Origin of the sequence: Saccharothrix sp. BKS2 (assembly GCF_047689505.1) — a bacterium.
GTDB lineage: Bacteria > Actinomycetota > Actinomycetes > Mycobacteriales > Pseudonocardiaceae > Actinosynnema > Actinosynnema lopnurensis.
The window spans coordinates 128,343-142,523 of sequence record NZ_JAUQOL010000006.1 but is presented as its reverse complement, the minus strand read 5'-3'; the positions used below and the strand labels follow the sequence as shown (position 1 = coordinate 142,523).

The 14,181-nt window shown below is 74.0% G+C and carries 13 protein-coding genes; 5 read left to right on the top strand and 8 right to left on the bottom strand.

What is annotated here, in order from left to right; all coding sequences use genetic code 11:
- Positions 1–158: 158 nt before the first annotated feature.
- Positions 159–1,169 carry a DUF2891 domain-containing protein gene (locus tag Q5530_RS14185; RefSeq protein WP_415362644.1) on the bottom strand — a complete coding sequence of 337 codons (1,011 nt, stop codon included), beginning with the start codon at positions 1,167–1,169 and terminating at the stop codon, positions 159–161.
- Between the two features lie 63 nt (positions 1,170–1,232).
- Between Q5530_RS14185 and Q5530_RS14180 the strand changes: the two genes are divergently transcribed.
- Positions 1,233–2,621, top strand: a complete 1,389-nt coding sequence (locus tag Q5530_RS14180; RefSeq protein WP_380636266.1) for a class II 3-deoxy-7-phosphoheptulonate synthase — start codon at positions 1,233–1,235, stop codon at positions 2,619–2,621.
- A 70-nt stretch (positions 2,622–2,691) separates the two neighbouring features.
- On the opposite strand, the gene Q5530_RS14175 is transcribed toward Q5530_RS14180, so the two are convergent.
- Positions 2,692–5,049: a PASTA domain-containing protein gene (locus tag Q5530_RS14175; RefSeq protein WP_415362643.1), complete on the bottom strand. Its 2,358-nt coding sequence runs from the start codon at positions 5,047–5,049 to the stop codon at positions 2,692–2,694.
- Between the two features lie 185 nt (positions 5,050–5,234).
- On the opposite strand from Q5530_RS14175, the gene Q5530_RS14170 reads away from it, so the two are divergent.
- Entirely contained in the window at positions 5,235–5,600 is a 366-nt protein-coding gene (locus Q5530_RS14170) for an Rv2175c family DNA-binding protein (protein ID WP_380636271.1), read from the top strand.
- A gap of 116 nt (positions 5,601–5,716) precedes the next feature.
- Here Q5530_RS14170 and crtI read toward each other — a convergent pair whose 3' ends face one another.
- Together crtI and Q5530_RS14160 are read right to left on the bottom strand one after the other, a co-directional pair.
- On the bottom strand, positions 5,717–7,201 hold the full coding sequence (gene crtI / locus Q5530_RS14165) for a phytoene desaturase family protein (RefSeq protein ID WP_415362642.1): 1,485 nt from the start codon (positions 7,199–7,201) through the stop codon (positions 5,717–5,719).
- A 2-nt stretch (positions 7,202–7,203) separates the two neighbouring features.
- Positions 7,204–8,271 carry a polyprenyl synthetase family protein gene (locus tag Q5530_RS14160; protein WP_415362641.1) on the bottom strand — a complete coding sequence of 356 codons (1,068 nt, stop codon included), beginning with the start codon at positions 8,269–8,271 and terminating at the stop codon, positions 7,204–7,206.
- A 103-nt stretch (positions 8,272–8,374) separates the two neighbouring features.
- On the opposite strand from Q5530_RS14160, the gene Q5530_RS14155 reads away from it, so the two are divergent.
- Entirely contained in the window at positions 8,375–9,265 is an 891-nt protein-coding gene (locus tag Q5530_RS14155) for a methylenetetrahydrofolate reductase (protein WP_380636278.1), read from the top strand.
- A gap of 51 nt (positions 9,266–9,316) precedes the next feature.
- Here the strand turns inward: Q5530_RS14155 and Q5530_RS14150 are convergent, their stop codons facing one another.
- Positions 9,317–9,760 carry a carboxymuconolactone decarboxylase family protein gene (locus Q5530_RS14150; RefSeq protein WP_415362640.1) on the bottom strand — a complete coding sequence of 148 codons (444 nt, stop codon included), beginning with the start codon at positions 9,758–9,760 and terminating at the stop codon, positions 9,317–9,319.
- Between the two features lie 40 nt (positions 9,761–9,800).
- Positions 9,801–10,451: an LppM family (lipo)protein gene (locus Q5530_RS14145; RefSeq protein ID WP_415362639.1), complete on the bottom strand. Its 651-nt coding sequence runs from the start codon at positions 10,449–10,451 to the stop codon at positions 9,801–9,803.
- A 105-nt stretch (positions 10,452–10,556) separates the two neighbouring features.
- Here Q5530_RS14145 and Q5530_RS14140 point away from each other — a divergent pair, with 105 nt between their 5' ends.
- A complete protein-coding gene (locus Q5530_RS14140; protein ID WP_415362638.1) occupies positions 10,557–12,236 on the top strand; it encodes a DUF885 domain-containing protein in 1,680 nt (559 codons plus the stop codon).
- An 85-nt stretch (positions 12,237–12,321) separates the two neighbouring features.
- Complete coding sequence (locus tag Q5530_RS14135; protein ID WP_380636286.1) at positions 12,322–12,948, top strand: CHAP domain-containing protein; 627 nt, start codon at positions 12,322–12,324, stop codon at positions 12,946–12,948.
- Positions 12,949–12,998: 50 nt separating this feature from the next.
- Here the strand turns inward: Q5530_RS14135 and Q5530_RS14130 are convergent, their stop codons facing one another.
- Both Q5530_RS14130 and Q5530_RS14125 read right to left on the bottom strand, forming a co-directional pair.
- On the bottom strand, positions 12,999–13,559 hold the full coding sequence (locus Q5530_RS14130) for a GNAT family N-acetyltransferase (protein ID WP_380636288.1): 561 nt from the start codon (positions 13,557–13,559) through the stop codon (positions 12,999–13,001).
- Entirely contained in the window at positions 13,556–14,056 is a 501-nt protein-coding gene (locus tag Q5530_RS14125) for a YbaK/EbsC family protein (RefSeq protein ID WP_415362637.1), read from the bottom strand. The genes Q5530_RS14130 and Q5530_RS14125 overlap by 4 nt, the downstream gene beginning before the upstream one ends.
- Positions 14,057–14,181 lie beyond the last annotated feature (125 nt).

Below are 14,181 nucleotides of genomic sequence, written 5' to 3'. Positions count from 1 at the left end.
GTACGTCCAGACCCCGCGAGTCGTACGTCCAGGACCACCGTGTCGTACGTCCAGGACCCCCGAGTTCTACGTTCGCGCCCCTTCGAGGGGTACCTGAACGCTGAATTCGGGGGTCCTGGACGTACGACTCGCGCGACCTGGACGTACGACTCGCGCGGTTAGAAGGCTTTCAGGTCCAGGTAGGCGGCGAAGGTGCCCAGCCAGTGCTCGGCGTAGTAGCCGTGGCCGAAGACGTGCCTCAGGCCCGCCTCGCGGTGCGCCTCGGCCGCCGTGCGGGCCAGGTCGGTCCAGCGGTGGGACGCGGGCAGGGCGTCGGCGATCGCGTGCCACTGCCAGGCCCGGGACAGGGCCAGCCCGACCAGGTGGGAGCCGTACGGGTCGCCGGGCTCGTCGACCGGCACGGGCTCGCGCAGCGACTTCCAGCGGGCCTCCTCCAGGTCCGGCAGGAACGCCTCGAACCAGGCGGCGAAGTCGGCCGGGGGCAGCACCCGGCGCACCAGGTCGGCCTCGGTCAGGCCGGGGGAGAGGAAATCGCCCGCGCTCGGCTCGAACCCGCCGTACCCGGCGTCCTCCCGGTGCCAGCGCAGCGCCGCCGCCGCGCACGCCGCCGCCAGCTCCTCGTCGCCCACGGCCCGCGCCGCGTCGAGCACGAGACCGGTGGCGAAGGCCGTGTTGCCGTGCGTCCCGGTGCGGACCGGCAGCCGCGACCCGGCCACCTTGACCAGGTACCGGTCCCGCAGCACCGCGCTCAACGGCCGCAGTTCCCCCGCCCACGGCGAGCCCCACGTGCGCAGCTCCGCGTCGAGCACCAGCAGCCACGCCCACCCGTAGGGCCGCTCCCAGAACCCGCCGTTCGGCCCGTCGAAGAACGCCGCCTCGACCCGCGCGTGCTCGGCCGTGACCAGCGAGTCCAGCGTGCGCCGCGCCTCGTCCGCGCCCGGCAGGTCCGGCCGCAGCCGCAGCAGGCGCACCGCCAACCAGGTCTGGTGCACGCACGAGTGCCAGTCGAACGACCCGGCGAAGATCGGGTGCAGCACCCGCTGCGGCACCAGTTCGTCGTCGTCCGCGATGACGTGCGACCAGTGCGCGGGGTGGTCGCGCCGCAGGTTCTCCACCGCCACCGACAGCAACCGGGCGGCCGTCCCATCATCCAACCGGGTGTCAGGCATGAGCCACATCATGCCCAGGTGGACCCGAGTCCGTCCTGGAGTGTGGACGGCTATCTTTAACGTGTGAACTGGACCGTGGACGTGCCCGTGGACACGCTTCCCGAGCTTCCGCCCCTCCCACCCGAGATGCGCGCACGGCTGGACGACGCGCTCGCCCGCCCCGCCGCCCAGCAACCGGAGTGGCCCGACGCCGAGCAGGTGCGCCGCGTGCGCGCGGTGCTGGAGAGCGTGCCACCCATCACCGTGCCCGCCGAGGTCGACCGCCTGCGCGAGCACCTGGCCGAGGTGGCCCGGGGCGAGGCGTTCCTGCTCCAGGGCGGTGACTGCGCGGAGACGTTCGCGGACAACACGGAGCCGCACATCCGCGCCAACATCCGGACCCTGCTCCAGATGGCCGTCGTGCTCACCTACGGCGCGAGCCTGCCGGTGGTCAAGATCGGCCGCATCGCCGGGCAGTACGCGAAGCCGCGCTCGTCGGGCATCGACGCGCTCGGCCTGCCGTCCTACCGGGGCGACATCGTCAACTCCCTGGTGCCGACGCCCGAGGCGCGCGTGCCGGACGCCTCCCGGCTGATCCGCGCCTACGCCAACGCGGGCGCGGCGATGAACCTGCTGCGCGCGATGACCTCGGCCGGCATGGCCGACCTGCACCGCCTGCACGACTGGAACAAGGACTTCGTGCGCACCTCGCCCGCCGGCGAGCGGTACGAGGCGCTGGCCGGCGAGATCGACCGCGGCCTGCGGTTCATGTCGGCGTGCGGGGTGAACGACGTCTCGCTGCACACCACGGAGATCTTCGCCTCGCACGAGGCCCTGCTGCTGGACTACGAGCGGGCCCTGCTGCGCCTGGACACCAACAGCGACCAGCCGAAGCTGTACGACCTGTCCTCGCACTTCCTGTGGATCGGCGACCGGACCCGCCAGCTGGACGGCGCGCACATCGCGTTCGCCGAGCTGCTGTCCAACCCGATCGGCCTGAAGATCGGCCCGTCGACCACGCCGGAGATGGCGGTCGAGTACGTCGAGCGCCTGGACCCGCACAACCAGCCCGGCCGGCTGACCCTGATCAGCCGCATGGGCAACGGCAAGGTCCGCGACGTGCTGCCGCCGATCGTGGAGAAGGTCACCGCCTCCGGCCACCAGGTCATCTGGCAGTGCGACCCGATGCACGGCAACACGCACGAGTCGTCCACCGGCTACAAGACCCGGCACTTCGACCGGATCGTGGACGAGGTGCAGGGCTTCTTCGAGGTGCACCGCCGGCTCGGCACGCACCCGGGCGGCATCCACATCGAGCTGACCGGCGAGGACGTCACCGAGTGCCTGGGCGGCGCCCAGGAGATCTCGGACACCGACCTGGCCGGCCGCTACGAGACCGCCTGCGACCCGCGCCTGAACACCCAGCAGTCGCTGGAGCTGGCCTTCCTCGTCGCGGAGATGCTCCGCGGCTGAGCGCGACCACGAAGTGGAACGGCCCCCGACCTCGCGACGAGGTCGGGGGCCGTTCCCGCTGGTGGGCCGGTCAGAGCGCGATCAGCACGACCTGGGTGTCCTTGGGCACGCGCTGCCCGGCGCGCACGGACTGGTTGACCACCCGCGCCCGGCCCCGCTCGTTGAACTGCACGTCCACCCTCAGCCCGGCGCCCTCCAGCTCGCGCTTGGCCTCGTCGACCCGCTTGCCCTCGACCTGCGGCACGGTCACCGCGTTGGACGTGAACACGGTCACGCGCCGGTCGGCGGAGGAGACGTTCGAGCCCGCCGCCGGGTCGGTGCGCACCACCTTGCCCTTGTCCACGGACTCGGAGAACTCCTCCGGCCCCTCGACCGGCTCGAACCCGGCCGCGGTCAGCTCGGCGAACGCCTCGTCCTTCGACTTGCCGGTCACGCTGGGCACCGGCTTGGGCTCCACGCCCTTGCTCAGCACGACCGTCACCGTCGAGCCGATGGGCACGGGCGTGCCGGGCGCGGGGTCCAGGGTGAGCACCTTGCCCTTGGGCACGCGGTCGCTGAACTGGTCCCGAGCGGGGTTGACCTGCGACTTCAGCCCCACCGAGGCGATCTCGCGCTCCGCCGCGGCGACGTCCACGCCCGGCTGGACCTGGGGCACCACCGGCTTGCCGCCGGACACCACGATCCGCACCAGGTCGCCGCGGTTGGCCTCGGTGCCGGCCGGCGGGTCGACGCTGATCACCTGGCCCGCCGGGACCGTGTCGCTCTTCTCGATGGCCGGCGTGTGCTTGAGCGAGGCACCCTCGATCAGCGCGACGGCGGTGGCCTCGTCCTTGCCGATCAGCTCGGGCACCCTGGTGACCCGGCCGATGGAGAACCACCAGGTGGTGATGCCGATCAGCACCGCCGCCACGACCACGACGCTGAGCCAGGTGACGAACTGCCGCTTGCCGCGCGCCCGCAGCTCCTGCTGGAGCTGCTCGGGCGTCTTCTTCTTGCGCGGTGGGCGCCGGGGGCGGGGGCGGGGTGCGGTGAGCGGGGCCTCGGCCGGCGGCACGAGGGCGGCGCGGGGGATCGCCCGGGTGCCCTGCGGGCCCGCGGCGGGGGCCGCGAGCGGGTGCGGGCGGTGCACCGGCACGGTCGGTTCGGCGAACGCGGTGGGCGCGGCGACGCCCACCCCCACGGGGGCGACGCGCACGGTCTGCTCGGCCGCGCTCGGCGCGGGCACCTGGCGGGTGGCCGGGTCGCCGAGGACGACGCGCTGGGTCAGCGGGTCCCCGACGGCGAGGTGCTGGGTGGCCGGTTCGCCCAGCGGCGGCACGCCGAGGGCCGGCACGCCGAGGGGCAACCCGCCCGGAGGCACGCCGCCCAGCGGCAACCCGCCCGGGGGCATCCCGGCCGGCGGCACTCCGCCCAGCGGCACTCCGCTCAGGGGAGTCCCGGGCAGCGGGGTTCCGGGCAGGGGCACTCCGCTCAGGGGCGCACCCGGCAGCGGAGACCCCGGCAGCGGAGACCCCGGCAGCGGTGTCCCGCCCGGCGGCGTGCCGGTCGGCTGCCGGACCGGCGCGGCGACGGGGGTGGGCACGTCCGCGCTCATCAGGCCGAGCCTGGCCCGGACCGCCTCCACCTCGGACAGGAACGAGTCGGCGTCGGCGGGCCGCAGGAACGGCTCCTTGCGGGTGGCCCGGCGCACCAGCTCCGCCACCTCGGCCGGCACGTCCGGCACCGGCGGCACCTCGTCGTTCACGTGCCGGTAGGCGACCGAGATCGCGTTGTCGCCCACGTAGGGCGGCGCGCCGGTCAGCATCTCGTACAGCAGCACGCCGGCGGAGTACACGTCGCTGCGCGCGTCCGTGTTGCCCGTGGTCACCTGCTCGGGTGACAGGTAGGCGACCGTGCCCAGGATCACCGAGTCGCTGGTGACGCCCGCCGCGGACATCGCCCGGACCAGGCCGAAGTCGGCGACCTTGACCGCGCCGCCGCGCCCGATCAGCACGTTCTCCGGCTTCACGTCCCGGTGCACCAGGTCCGCCCGGTGGGCCGCGGCCAGCGGCGCGAGCACCTTCTCCAGCACGGTCAGGGCCAGCGGCACGTCGAGCCGGCCGCGGTCGACCATCAGGTCGCGCAGCGTGCCGCCCTCGACCAGCTCCATGACCAGGAACACGCGGTCCTCGTCCACGCCCTGGTCGTGCACCTGCACCACGCCGGGGTGGTGCAGCTTCGCCGCGGCGCGCGCCTCGCGCTCGAACCGCGCGACGAACTGCGGGTCCGCGGAGAACCTGGGGTCCATGACCTTGATGGCCACGTCCCGCTCCAGGCGCGTGTCCACGCCCCGGTAGACGGCGGACATGCCGCCCCGCGCCACCAGGGCGCCTACCCGGTAGCGTTGTTCGAGCAGCCCGCCGATCACGTTCGTCGCCGACCTTTCCACAGCCGTGGATCGTACGGTGGGTGGTGCCGACCGAATCCCGTGCGCCGGATGGTCCCACGCGCGCGTGTGGGTTCCGCGTCAAAGTCGCACGGAACAGGGGGTGTCGAGCAGGTAACCCGACGGTGTCCGGCCACCACCCGGTTGGCGCAGGGCATCGTTCTCGTCGTTGTGGCATCGTGACGCACGTGAGTGCGATTCCTGCCGCTGCCGACGTGCTGGCTCCCGACCTGGAGGTCCTGAACCTGCCGGAGGTCGCCGAGCGCCTCGGCCTGCCCATCACCCGAGTCCACCAGCTGCTGCGCGACGGTCAACTGCTCGCCGAGCGCCGCGACGGTGTGCTCGTCGTCCCCTCCCAGTTCCTCGCCGCCGGAGGCGTGGTCAAGGGACTGCCCGGCACCATCACGGTGCTGCGCGATTCCGGCTTCTCCACCGACGAGATCCTGCGGTGGCTGTTCACCGAGGACGACACCCTGCCGGGCACGCCGATCGAGGCGCTGCGCGGCGACCGGGGCCGCGAGATCAAGCGGCGCGCGCAGTCGATGGGTTTCTGACACCACACCACCCGAGAACGACCGGCCCCGCGTCCGGGCAGCCCGCACGGGCTGCCCGGACGTCGTGCTGCCGGGGCCGGGTCGCGGGAGCGGGTGGCGGACGGCGGCGGGGGCCGTCACGTGCGCACGACCGCCCGTCGCCGGGTGGCCGCGCCGGTGATCCGCTGGGCGGCCAGCCGGCCGGAGATCAGCACCGGCGGCACGCCCACGCCCGGCGTGGTGCCGCAGCCCGCCAGCACCGCGTTGTCCAGCACCAGGTTGCGCGGCCGGAACGGGCCGGTCTGCGCGACCGTGTGCGCGGCGGAGAACGGGGTGCCCGCGGCCAGCCCCATGGCGGCCCAGTCGCGCGGCGTGACCAGGCGCTCCACCTTGATCGAGTCCCCGAACCCGGTCAGGCCGCGCGCCTCCAGCGTGCGCACCAGCTCGTCGCGGTAGGCGGGGCCGACGCGTTCCCAGTCGATCGCCGACCGCCGCAGGTTCGGCGCGGGCGCCAGCACGAACATGCCCTGCTCCGGCGGGGCGGTGACAAGCAGCGACGGGTCGCTCATCAGGGTGCCGCGGCGGGTCAGCTCGGTGAAGGTCCGCTCCCACGCGGCGCCGAAGAACAGGGTGTGGTGCGCCAGTTCCGGCCAGGTGCGCGTGACCCCCGCGTGCAGCACCACCGCCGACGGCGACCAGGTCATCGGCAGCGGGCGGCGCGGGTGGTGGCCCAGCAGGCGGTAGGAGGTCGGCAGGTCCGGGGTGAGCACCACCGCGTCGCACGGGATGCGCTCGCCGTGGGCGGTGCGCACGGCGGTGACCCGGCCGCCGATCCGCTCCAGCCACGCCACCCGGGTCCCGTAGCGGAACTCGGCCCCGGCGTCCTGGGCGGCGGCGGCCAGCGCGTCCGGCAGCGCCCGCATCCCGCCGCGCGGGTGGTGCACGCCCGCGACCGTGTCCATGTAGGCGATCACCGCGTACGCGGCCAGGGCGCGGCGCGGCGGCACCCCGGCGTACAGGGACTGGAAGGTGAACACCCGGCGCAGCCGCTCGTCGGAGATGAACCGCGCCACCGACGGTTCGAGCCGGGCGAACCCGCGCAGCGCGGTCAGCCGCGCCAGCCGCGGCGTGAGCAGGTCCAGCGGCGAGTCGAAGTTCGCGCCGATGAACTCGTCCCGCTCCACCCGGTACAGCTCGGTCAGCCAGCGGCGCAGCGCCCGGTACCCGGCGGCCTCGCGGGGACCGGCGAACCGGCGCACCTCGGCCTCCATCGCCTCGGCGTCGGCGTGCACGTCCAGGGTGTCGCCGTCGGCGAACCGGGCCCGGTAGGCGGGTTCGACGGGCAGCAGGTCCAGCCGGTCGGCCAGCGACTCGCCGACCGCGTTCAGCGCCTCGTCCACCAGCTCCGGCATGGTCAGCACGGTCGGGCCGGTGTCGAACCGGTAGCCGCCCAGGTCCAGCCGCCCGGCCCGGCCGCCGGGCACGTCGTCCCGCTCGACCACGGTGACCCGCCTGCCCGCGCCGAGCAGGTGCAGCGACGCGGACAGCCCGGACAGCCCGGCGCCGACCACGACGACGTGGTCGGTGCGGCCCGAGACCCCTCGCCCGGCAGAGCCCCACATGGTCAGTAGGCCCGCTTCGTGGCGCTGACCGCCAGCTCGGCCAGCCGCTCCGCCGCCGGTTCGGCCACCGGGGCGCGGTCGAGGGCCCGCAGCGCCGAGGCGGTCAGCCCGGCGATCCGCTCCTCGACGGCGGCCACCGCGCCCACCTCCTCCAGCTGCGCCCGCGCCGCGGCCACCGTGCCCGCGTCCAGGTCGGGGCGGCCCAGCGCGTCGTGCAGCACGTCCGCGCCGCGCTGCATCCCCAGCGCGACCAGCAGCGTCCGCTTGCCCTCGCGCAGGTCGTCGCCCGCGGGCTTGCCGGTCACCGCCGGGTCGCCGAACACGCCCAGCAGGTCGTCGCGCAGCTGGAACGCCACCCCGATGTCGGCGCCGAACGAGCGCAGCCCGGCCACCAGCTCCGGCGAGCCGCCGCCGATGGCCGCGCCCATGTGCAGCGGCCGCTCCACGGTGTAGGCGGCGGTCTTGAGCCGGTCGATGCGCAGCGCCGCGTCCGGGGAGGCGTCGCCGCGCGCCTGGGTCAGCACGTCCAGGTACTGACCGGCCAGCATCTCGGTGCGCATGTCCCGCCACGGCAGGCTCAGCCGCTGGAGCGCGTCGGTGGGCAGCCCGGCCGCGAACAGCATGTCGTCCGCCCAGGCCAGCGCCACGTCGCCGATCAGCACGGCCGCCGCCAGGCCGAACCGCTCGGGCGCGCCCAGCCAGCCCTCCTCGCGGTGGCGACCGGCGAACCGGACGTGGACGGTCGGCATCCCGCGGCGGGTCTCGGAGGCGTCCATCAGGTCGTCGTGCACCAGGGCGCACGCCTGGATCAGCTCCAGCGAGCTGACCGCGGTGAGCACGGCGCCCGCGAGCTCGCCGTCGGGGGCGCCGCCCGCCGCGCGCCAGCCCCACCAGGCGAAGGTGGGCCGGATCCGCTTGCCGCCGCCGAGGACGAAGTCCGCCAGCGCGTCCACCGCCTCGGTGAAGTTCTCCTCCATGCGCTGACCCAGGGACCGGCGGTCGGCGAGGTAGCCCGCCAGGGCGGCGTCGACGTGCTTGGGCAGTTCGAGGTCCAACGGGTGGGGCGGCACGGCTCTATCGTCACCTCTGCGCCGCCCGGCCGCCCAACCGGGGGGTGGTCCAGCAGGTGGAAGGGATGTCCCACGCTGCGAGCGTGCCTCTACGCTGGTCGGCATGACGTCCGTCATCGAACGCCTCAGCGGGGGGAACCCCGTGTTCTCCGTCGAGTTCTTCCCGCCGCGCGACCCGGCGGACGAGGCGGTGCTGTGGCGGGCGATCCGCGAGCTGGAGGCCCTCGACCCGGCGTTCGTGTCCATCACCTACGGAGCGGGCGGTTCCACGCGCGACCGGACCATCCGCACCACCGGCCGCGTGGTGCAGGAGACGACGCTGGTGCCGATGGCGCACCTGACCGCGGTCGACCACTCGGTGGCCGAGCTGCGCAACGTGATCGGCTGGTACGCGGCCGTCGGGGTGCGCAACATCCTCGCGGTCCGGGGCGACCCGCCCGGCGACCCCCACGGCGAGTGGGTGCGCCACCCCGAGGGCCTGGCCTACGCCGAGGAGCTGGTCCGGCTGTGCCGCGAGCTGGGCGACTTCTGCGTGGGCGTCGCGGCGTTCCCCTACGGCCACCCGCGCTCGCGGGACCTCGACGAGGACACCGAGTACCTGGTGCGCAAGCTGCGGGCGGGCGCGGACTTCGCGATCGCCCAGCTGTTCCTGGACGTCGAGGACTTCCTGCGGCTGCGCGACCGGGTCGCGGCGGCCGGCTGCGAGACGGTGCTGCTGCCCGGCCTGATGCCGCTGACCACGCCCCGGACGCTGGCCAAGTCGGTGGAGCTGTCCGGCGCCCCGGTGCCGCCCGCGGTGGCGCGCCGGCTGGAGCCGCTGGCGGGCGACCCGGCGGCGTTCCGCGCGGCGGGCGTGGACCTGGTCACCGAGATGGGGGCGCGGCTGCTGGCCGAGGGCGTGCCCGCGCTGCACTTCTACACGTTCAACCGGTCCAGGGCGACGCGCGAGGTGGTGGGCAGGCTGGGCCTGGTGCCGGACCGGGTGGCCGGCTAGCGGTTCCCGCCGGACGCGGGAACCGCTAGCCGGCCACGGGCCGGGCTCTTCTCAGGGCCTGAGCTCGCGCTCCGTGGCCGACTCCAGCGCCACGGCCAGCCGGTTGAGGCCGTTGATGCCGATGATCAGCGCCAGCAGGTCGGCCAGCTCCTTCTCGGTGAAGGTCCCGGCCGCCCGCTCCCACAGCTCCGCCGGCACGCCGTGCTCGCCGAGCCGGGTCACCGCGTCGGTCAGCTCCAGGGCCACCCGCTCGGTCTCGCTGAAGAACCCCGACTCCCGCCACACCGACACCGCGAACAGCCGCTGCGGGTTCTCGCCCGCCCGCACCGCGTCGGAGGTGTGCATGTCCACGCAGAACGCGCACCCGTTGAGCACCGACGCCCGCAGCTTCACCAGCTCCAGCAGGGTGTGGTCGACGTGCCGGGTGACGTAGGAGTTCAGCTCGATCATCAGCCGGTACGCCTCGGGCGCCACGGCGGCGAAGTTCATCCTCATGCCACCAGGACGGTGCTGCCGGGCCGGGTGTGACAGCCGATCAGGCGACGAGGCTCCGCCGGTGCGAGACCAGGGCCAGGACCAGCACGATCAGCGCCGCCCCGCCGGTCAGCCCGGCCACCAGCATGGTCCACCCGAAGTAGGACACCGAGTTGGCCCCGGCGTACCGGACGGTCGCGGTGAGCATCGACGCCTGGCCCGGTTTCGGCGCCCAGGAGATCGTGGCCCCGTCCTCCTCCCGCCCGTTCGTGTCGATGATCTCACCCGGAAAAGCGATTTTCACCTGGACGTCCGCGCGCTCCGGCGGCACCTGGGTCAGGTCGACCGAGCCGGACAGCGTCACCAGGTCGCCCGAGCGCCGGAAGGTCAGCTGGTACCGGCTGGACGACGCGCTGGTGGCCGTGGCCAGCACCCTGACCTCGTCGAAGGTGAGCCCGCTGAAGAACAGCTGCGTCCCCACGTAGTCGTCCACCTGGTAGGGCTTGGTGGTGACCCGGGTGGCCAGCTCCTCCGGCACCTTCAGCTGCGGGCCGGGGTCGTTGTCCCGGCTGGGCGGGGTCGCGGCGGTGATCTCGCCGGACACGCGGTCGTCCTGCGACACCGCCATCGCGGCGTGCAGCCGGACGCACCCCGTCAGCGCGAAGGCCGCGAGGAGGAGCACGGGCAGGAGGAGCGCGGAGGCCCTTGGCACCCGGCCATCCTGCCGGCATTCGTCAAAAGTTGACCGCCGGGACACGATCGTACGCTTCGCTAAATACCTGTCGGGGTGACCTGACCCGCAGGTAACGTGCGGCGCATGGCAACCTCCCCGGCCGGCGTGCACGGCATCAGCAACCAGTTCGTCGCCGACTACGCGGCGGCGGACCCGTTGACCGCGACCTTCATCGGCAAGCCCGGCCACGACGACCGGCTCACCGACTTCTCGCCGGAGGGACACGCCGCCCGCCACGAGCTCTCGAAGAAGGCGCTCGCCGCGGTCGCCGCCGCCGAGCCCGCGGACAAGTCCGAGGCCGACGCGAAGGCGGTGTTCCTGGAGCGGATCGGCCTGGAGGTCGAGCTGCACGAGGCGGGTCTGACCGAGAGCAACCTCAACGTCATCGCCAGCCCCGTGCAGTCGATGCGCGAGGTGTTCGACATGATGCCGACCGGGACCGCCGACGACTGGGCCGTGATCGCCCGCCGGCTGGCCGCGGTGCCCGACGCGCTGGCCGACCTGCGCGCCGGTCTCGCCCACGCCGCCGACTCCGGCCACGTGGCGGCGCTGCGGCAGGTCACCAAGGTCGCCGCGCAGTGCGACACCTGGGCGGGCCGCTCCGGGGACGCGTCGTTCTTCGCGAAGATGATCGCCGGCGCGGGCGCGGGCGGCGCGCTGCGCACCGACCTGGAGACGGGCGCCAAGGCCGCCGCCCAGGCGTACGGCGACTTCGCCGAGTTCCTGCGCGCCGACCTCGCGCCGAAGGCCCCGACCAAGGACGCGGTCGGCGAGGACGTCTACCGCCTCCAGTCGCGCTACTTCACCGGCTCCCGCCTCGACCTGGCCGAGGCGTACGAGTGGGGCTGGGCGGAGTTCACCCGCGTCGAGACCGAGATGAAGCAGGTCGCGAACCGGATCAAGGCCGGCGCCACGCTCGCCGAGGCCGCCGCCGCGCTCGACGCCGACCCGCGCTACCTGGTGCGGGGCAAGGACGGGCTCCGGACGTGGATGCAGCAGCTGTCGGACCGGGCCCTCGAAGAGATGCGCGACGTGCACTTCGAGCTGCCCGACGAGCTGATGAGGCTGGAGTGCCGCATCGCGCCCCCCGGCGGCGGCGTCGGCGCCTACTACACCGGCCCCACCCCGGACTTCTCCCGGCCGGGCCGCATGTGGTGGTCCGTGCCGGACGACAAGCAGGAGTTCTCCACCTGGCGCGAGGTCTCCACCGTCTACCACGAGGGCGTCCCGGGCCACCACCTCCAGGTCGCCACGGCGGTCCACCAGTCCGAGCGGCTCAACGAGTTCCAGCGCCTGATGTGCTGGGTGTCGGGCCACGGCGAGGGCTGGGCGCTGTACGCGGAGCGGCTGATGCGCGAGCTGGGCTACCTGGAGGACGACGGCGACCTGCTGGGGATGCTCGACGCGCACCTGTTCCGGGCCGCGCGCGTGATCGTCGACATCGGGATGCACCTGGAGCTGGAGATCCCGCGCGGCACCGGCTTCCACGAGGGCGAGCGCTGGACCCCGGACCTGGGCCTGGAGTTCATGCTGACCCGCACCATCACCGACGCGGCGCACGTGCGCGACGAGATCGACCGCTACCTGGGCTGGCCCGGCCAGGCCCCGTCGTACAAGCTGGGGGAGCGGCTCTGGCTCGCCGCCCGCGACGAGGCCAGGGAGCGCCACGCCGGCACCTTCGACCTCAAGACCTTTCACTCCCGCGCCTTGGAGATGGGGGCCATGGGGCTGGACACTCTTCGGGAGCGGCTCGCGGAGCTCTGACCCGGACGGGTGGGCAGTGGGACCGACCTCACGTCGAGGTCACCCGATCCGGTGTTGGATGTGCGGGCGGAGGAGAGGGGGAGGGATGAGCAGACGTCCCGTGCGGTCGGCGCTCGGCGTCGTACTGGCCGGCGCGCTGCTGTTCGGCGCGTCCCCGGCGTACGCGCAGCCGGGCGCGGTCTCGGACCGGGAGCAGTGGCGGGTCCGGCAGGACATCGTGGACCACGCGCTGCGCGAGGTCGGCCAGCGCGAGGGCCGGGGCAACTACTACCCGGAGAAGTACCAGCAGGTCGGCCAGGGCGTGCTGCGCCCGGCCGAGTGGTGCGGCGTGTTCGTCAACTGGGCCTGGACCACCGCCGGCGTGCCGGACCGGCCGTCGATGCGCCCGGCGCCCGGCGGGTCGGTGCTCGACCAGGGGCACTGGGCGACGTACTGGCAGAAGTGGGGCCGGTCCAACGGCCGCTGGAAGGACATCGCCGAGCGGGACGTGGAGCCCGGTGACGCCGTGGTCTACGGCAACTACCCCGACATGCACGCGCACGTCGGCCTCGTGGTCGAGGTGAAGTACGACCGGACAGGCCGCAGGGCCACGCACGTCCGCACGGTCGAGGGCAACTTCGGCGAGCGGGTCGTGTACTCCAAGCTGCGCCCGATCGAGGGCCTCAACGCGGGCAGGTACCTGAAGGCGTCGGGCTTCGTCTCGCCCTTCTAGGCGTCCGGTGCGGGTGGCACCCCTCGGGGCGCCACCCGCGCCCGTCCGGTTCAGCCGAGGGGCAGGGCGCGGCCGAGCACCGCGAACGGCCGCGGGTCGCCGGTGAACTGGTAGTGCCGCAGCACGTCCGCGAACCCCACCCGCCGGTACAGCCGCCACGCCTTGCTCGGCCCCTCCGGGGTGGACAGCAGCACCCGCGAGTTCGGCACACCCGCCAGCAGGGTGCGCAGCAGCTGCTCCCCGATGCCGCGGCCCTGCGCGCCGGGCAGCACGTGCAGCTCGGTCAGCTCGAAGTAGTCGCGCATCCACTGCTCGACCGCGCCGGGCCCGGCCACCATGGTCAGCCCGTGCCGCACCTGCTCGTGCCACCACTGGCCCACCGCGCCGCGGTAGCCGTAGCCGATGCCGATCAGCTCGTCCTCCTCGCCGAGCGCCACCACGCACCGCCAGCCGTCGCGCAGCATGTGCGCCAGCCACATGGGCGCGCGCTGCTCGGCCGTGCCGGGCGGGTAGTCCATCGCGCTGACGTAGAGCGCCAGCGCCTCGCCGAGCCGGGCGTTCAGCTCGCGGGCGGACAGCTCGACCACTCGCCTCGCCGGCGCGGCGGTCACCGGGCGACCTCCGCCGGCGTGCCCCCGGTCAGCTCGACCAGGCCCGCGAAGGTGGTGGGGAACAGGGCGTGCGGGTGGCCGGCGGCGGCCCACACCACCTCGTACCCCGCCAGCGCGGTGTCGACGAAGGTCAGGACGGGCGCCGGGTGCCCGACCGGCGAGACGCCGCCGATCACCTGGCCGGTGTGCTCGCGCACGAACGCCGGTGCGGCCCGCTCGACGCGGTCCGCGCCCGCCAGCACGGCCAACCGGTCCTGGTCCGCGCGGTGCGCGCCGGAGGTGAGCACGAGCAGCGGTGCGGCGACGCCGTCGCGGACCGCCTGGAACACGAGGCTGTTGGCGATCGCGCCCACCGGCACGCCCATCGCCGCGGCCGCCTCGGCGGCGGTGCGGACGGCGTCGGCCAGCACGCGGATCCCGTCCGCCGCCTCGTGGTGGCCCGCTTCGGCCAGGGTGGCGGCCACCTTGCGGATGCCGGGGTGGTCGAGTGCGCTCACCCGTTCATGAGACCACGCGCCGTCGGGTTGAGGACTGCCGGGCTCGCAGGATAGGCTTGCGGTGCTCGAACGTTTGTTCGAGCAATGCCTTGGCGGTGGGGCGGGGGAAGCGCCCCACCGCCAAG

Excerpts from the sequence above, each read along its gene's own strand:
- Q5530_RS14185 (WP_415362644.1), bottom strand. The coding sequence starts at position 1,169 with ATGCCTGACACCCGGTTGGATGATGGGACGGCCGCCCGGTTGCTGTCG.
- crtI (WP_415362642.1), bottom strand. The coding sequence starts at position 7,201 with ATGTGGGGCTCTGCCGGGCGAGGGGTCTCGGGCCGCACCGACCACGTC.
- Q5530_RS14155 (WP_380636278.1), top strand. The coding sequence starts at position 8,375 with ATGACGTCCGTCATCGAACGCCTCAGCGGGGGGAACCCCGTGTTCTCC.
- Q5530_RS14150 (WP_415362640.1), bottom strand. The coding sequence starts at position 9,760 with ATGAGGATGAACTTCGCCGCCGTGGCGCCCGAGGCGTACCGGCTGATG.
- Q5530_RS14140 (WP_415362638.1), top strand. The coding sequence starts at position 10,557 with ATGGCAACCTCCCCGGCCGGCGTGCACGGCATCAGCAACCAGTTCGTC.
- Q5530_RS14135 (WP_380636286.1), top strand. The coding sequence starts at position 12,322 with ATGAGCAGACGTCCCGTGCGGTCGGCGCTCGGCGTCGTACTGGCCGGC.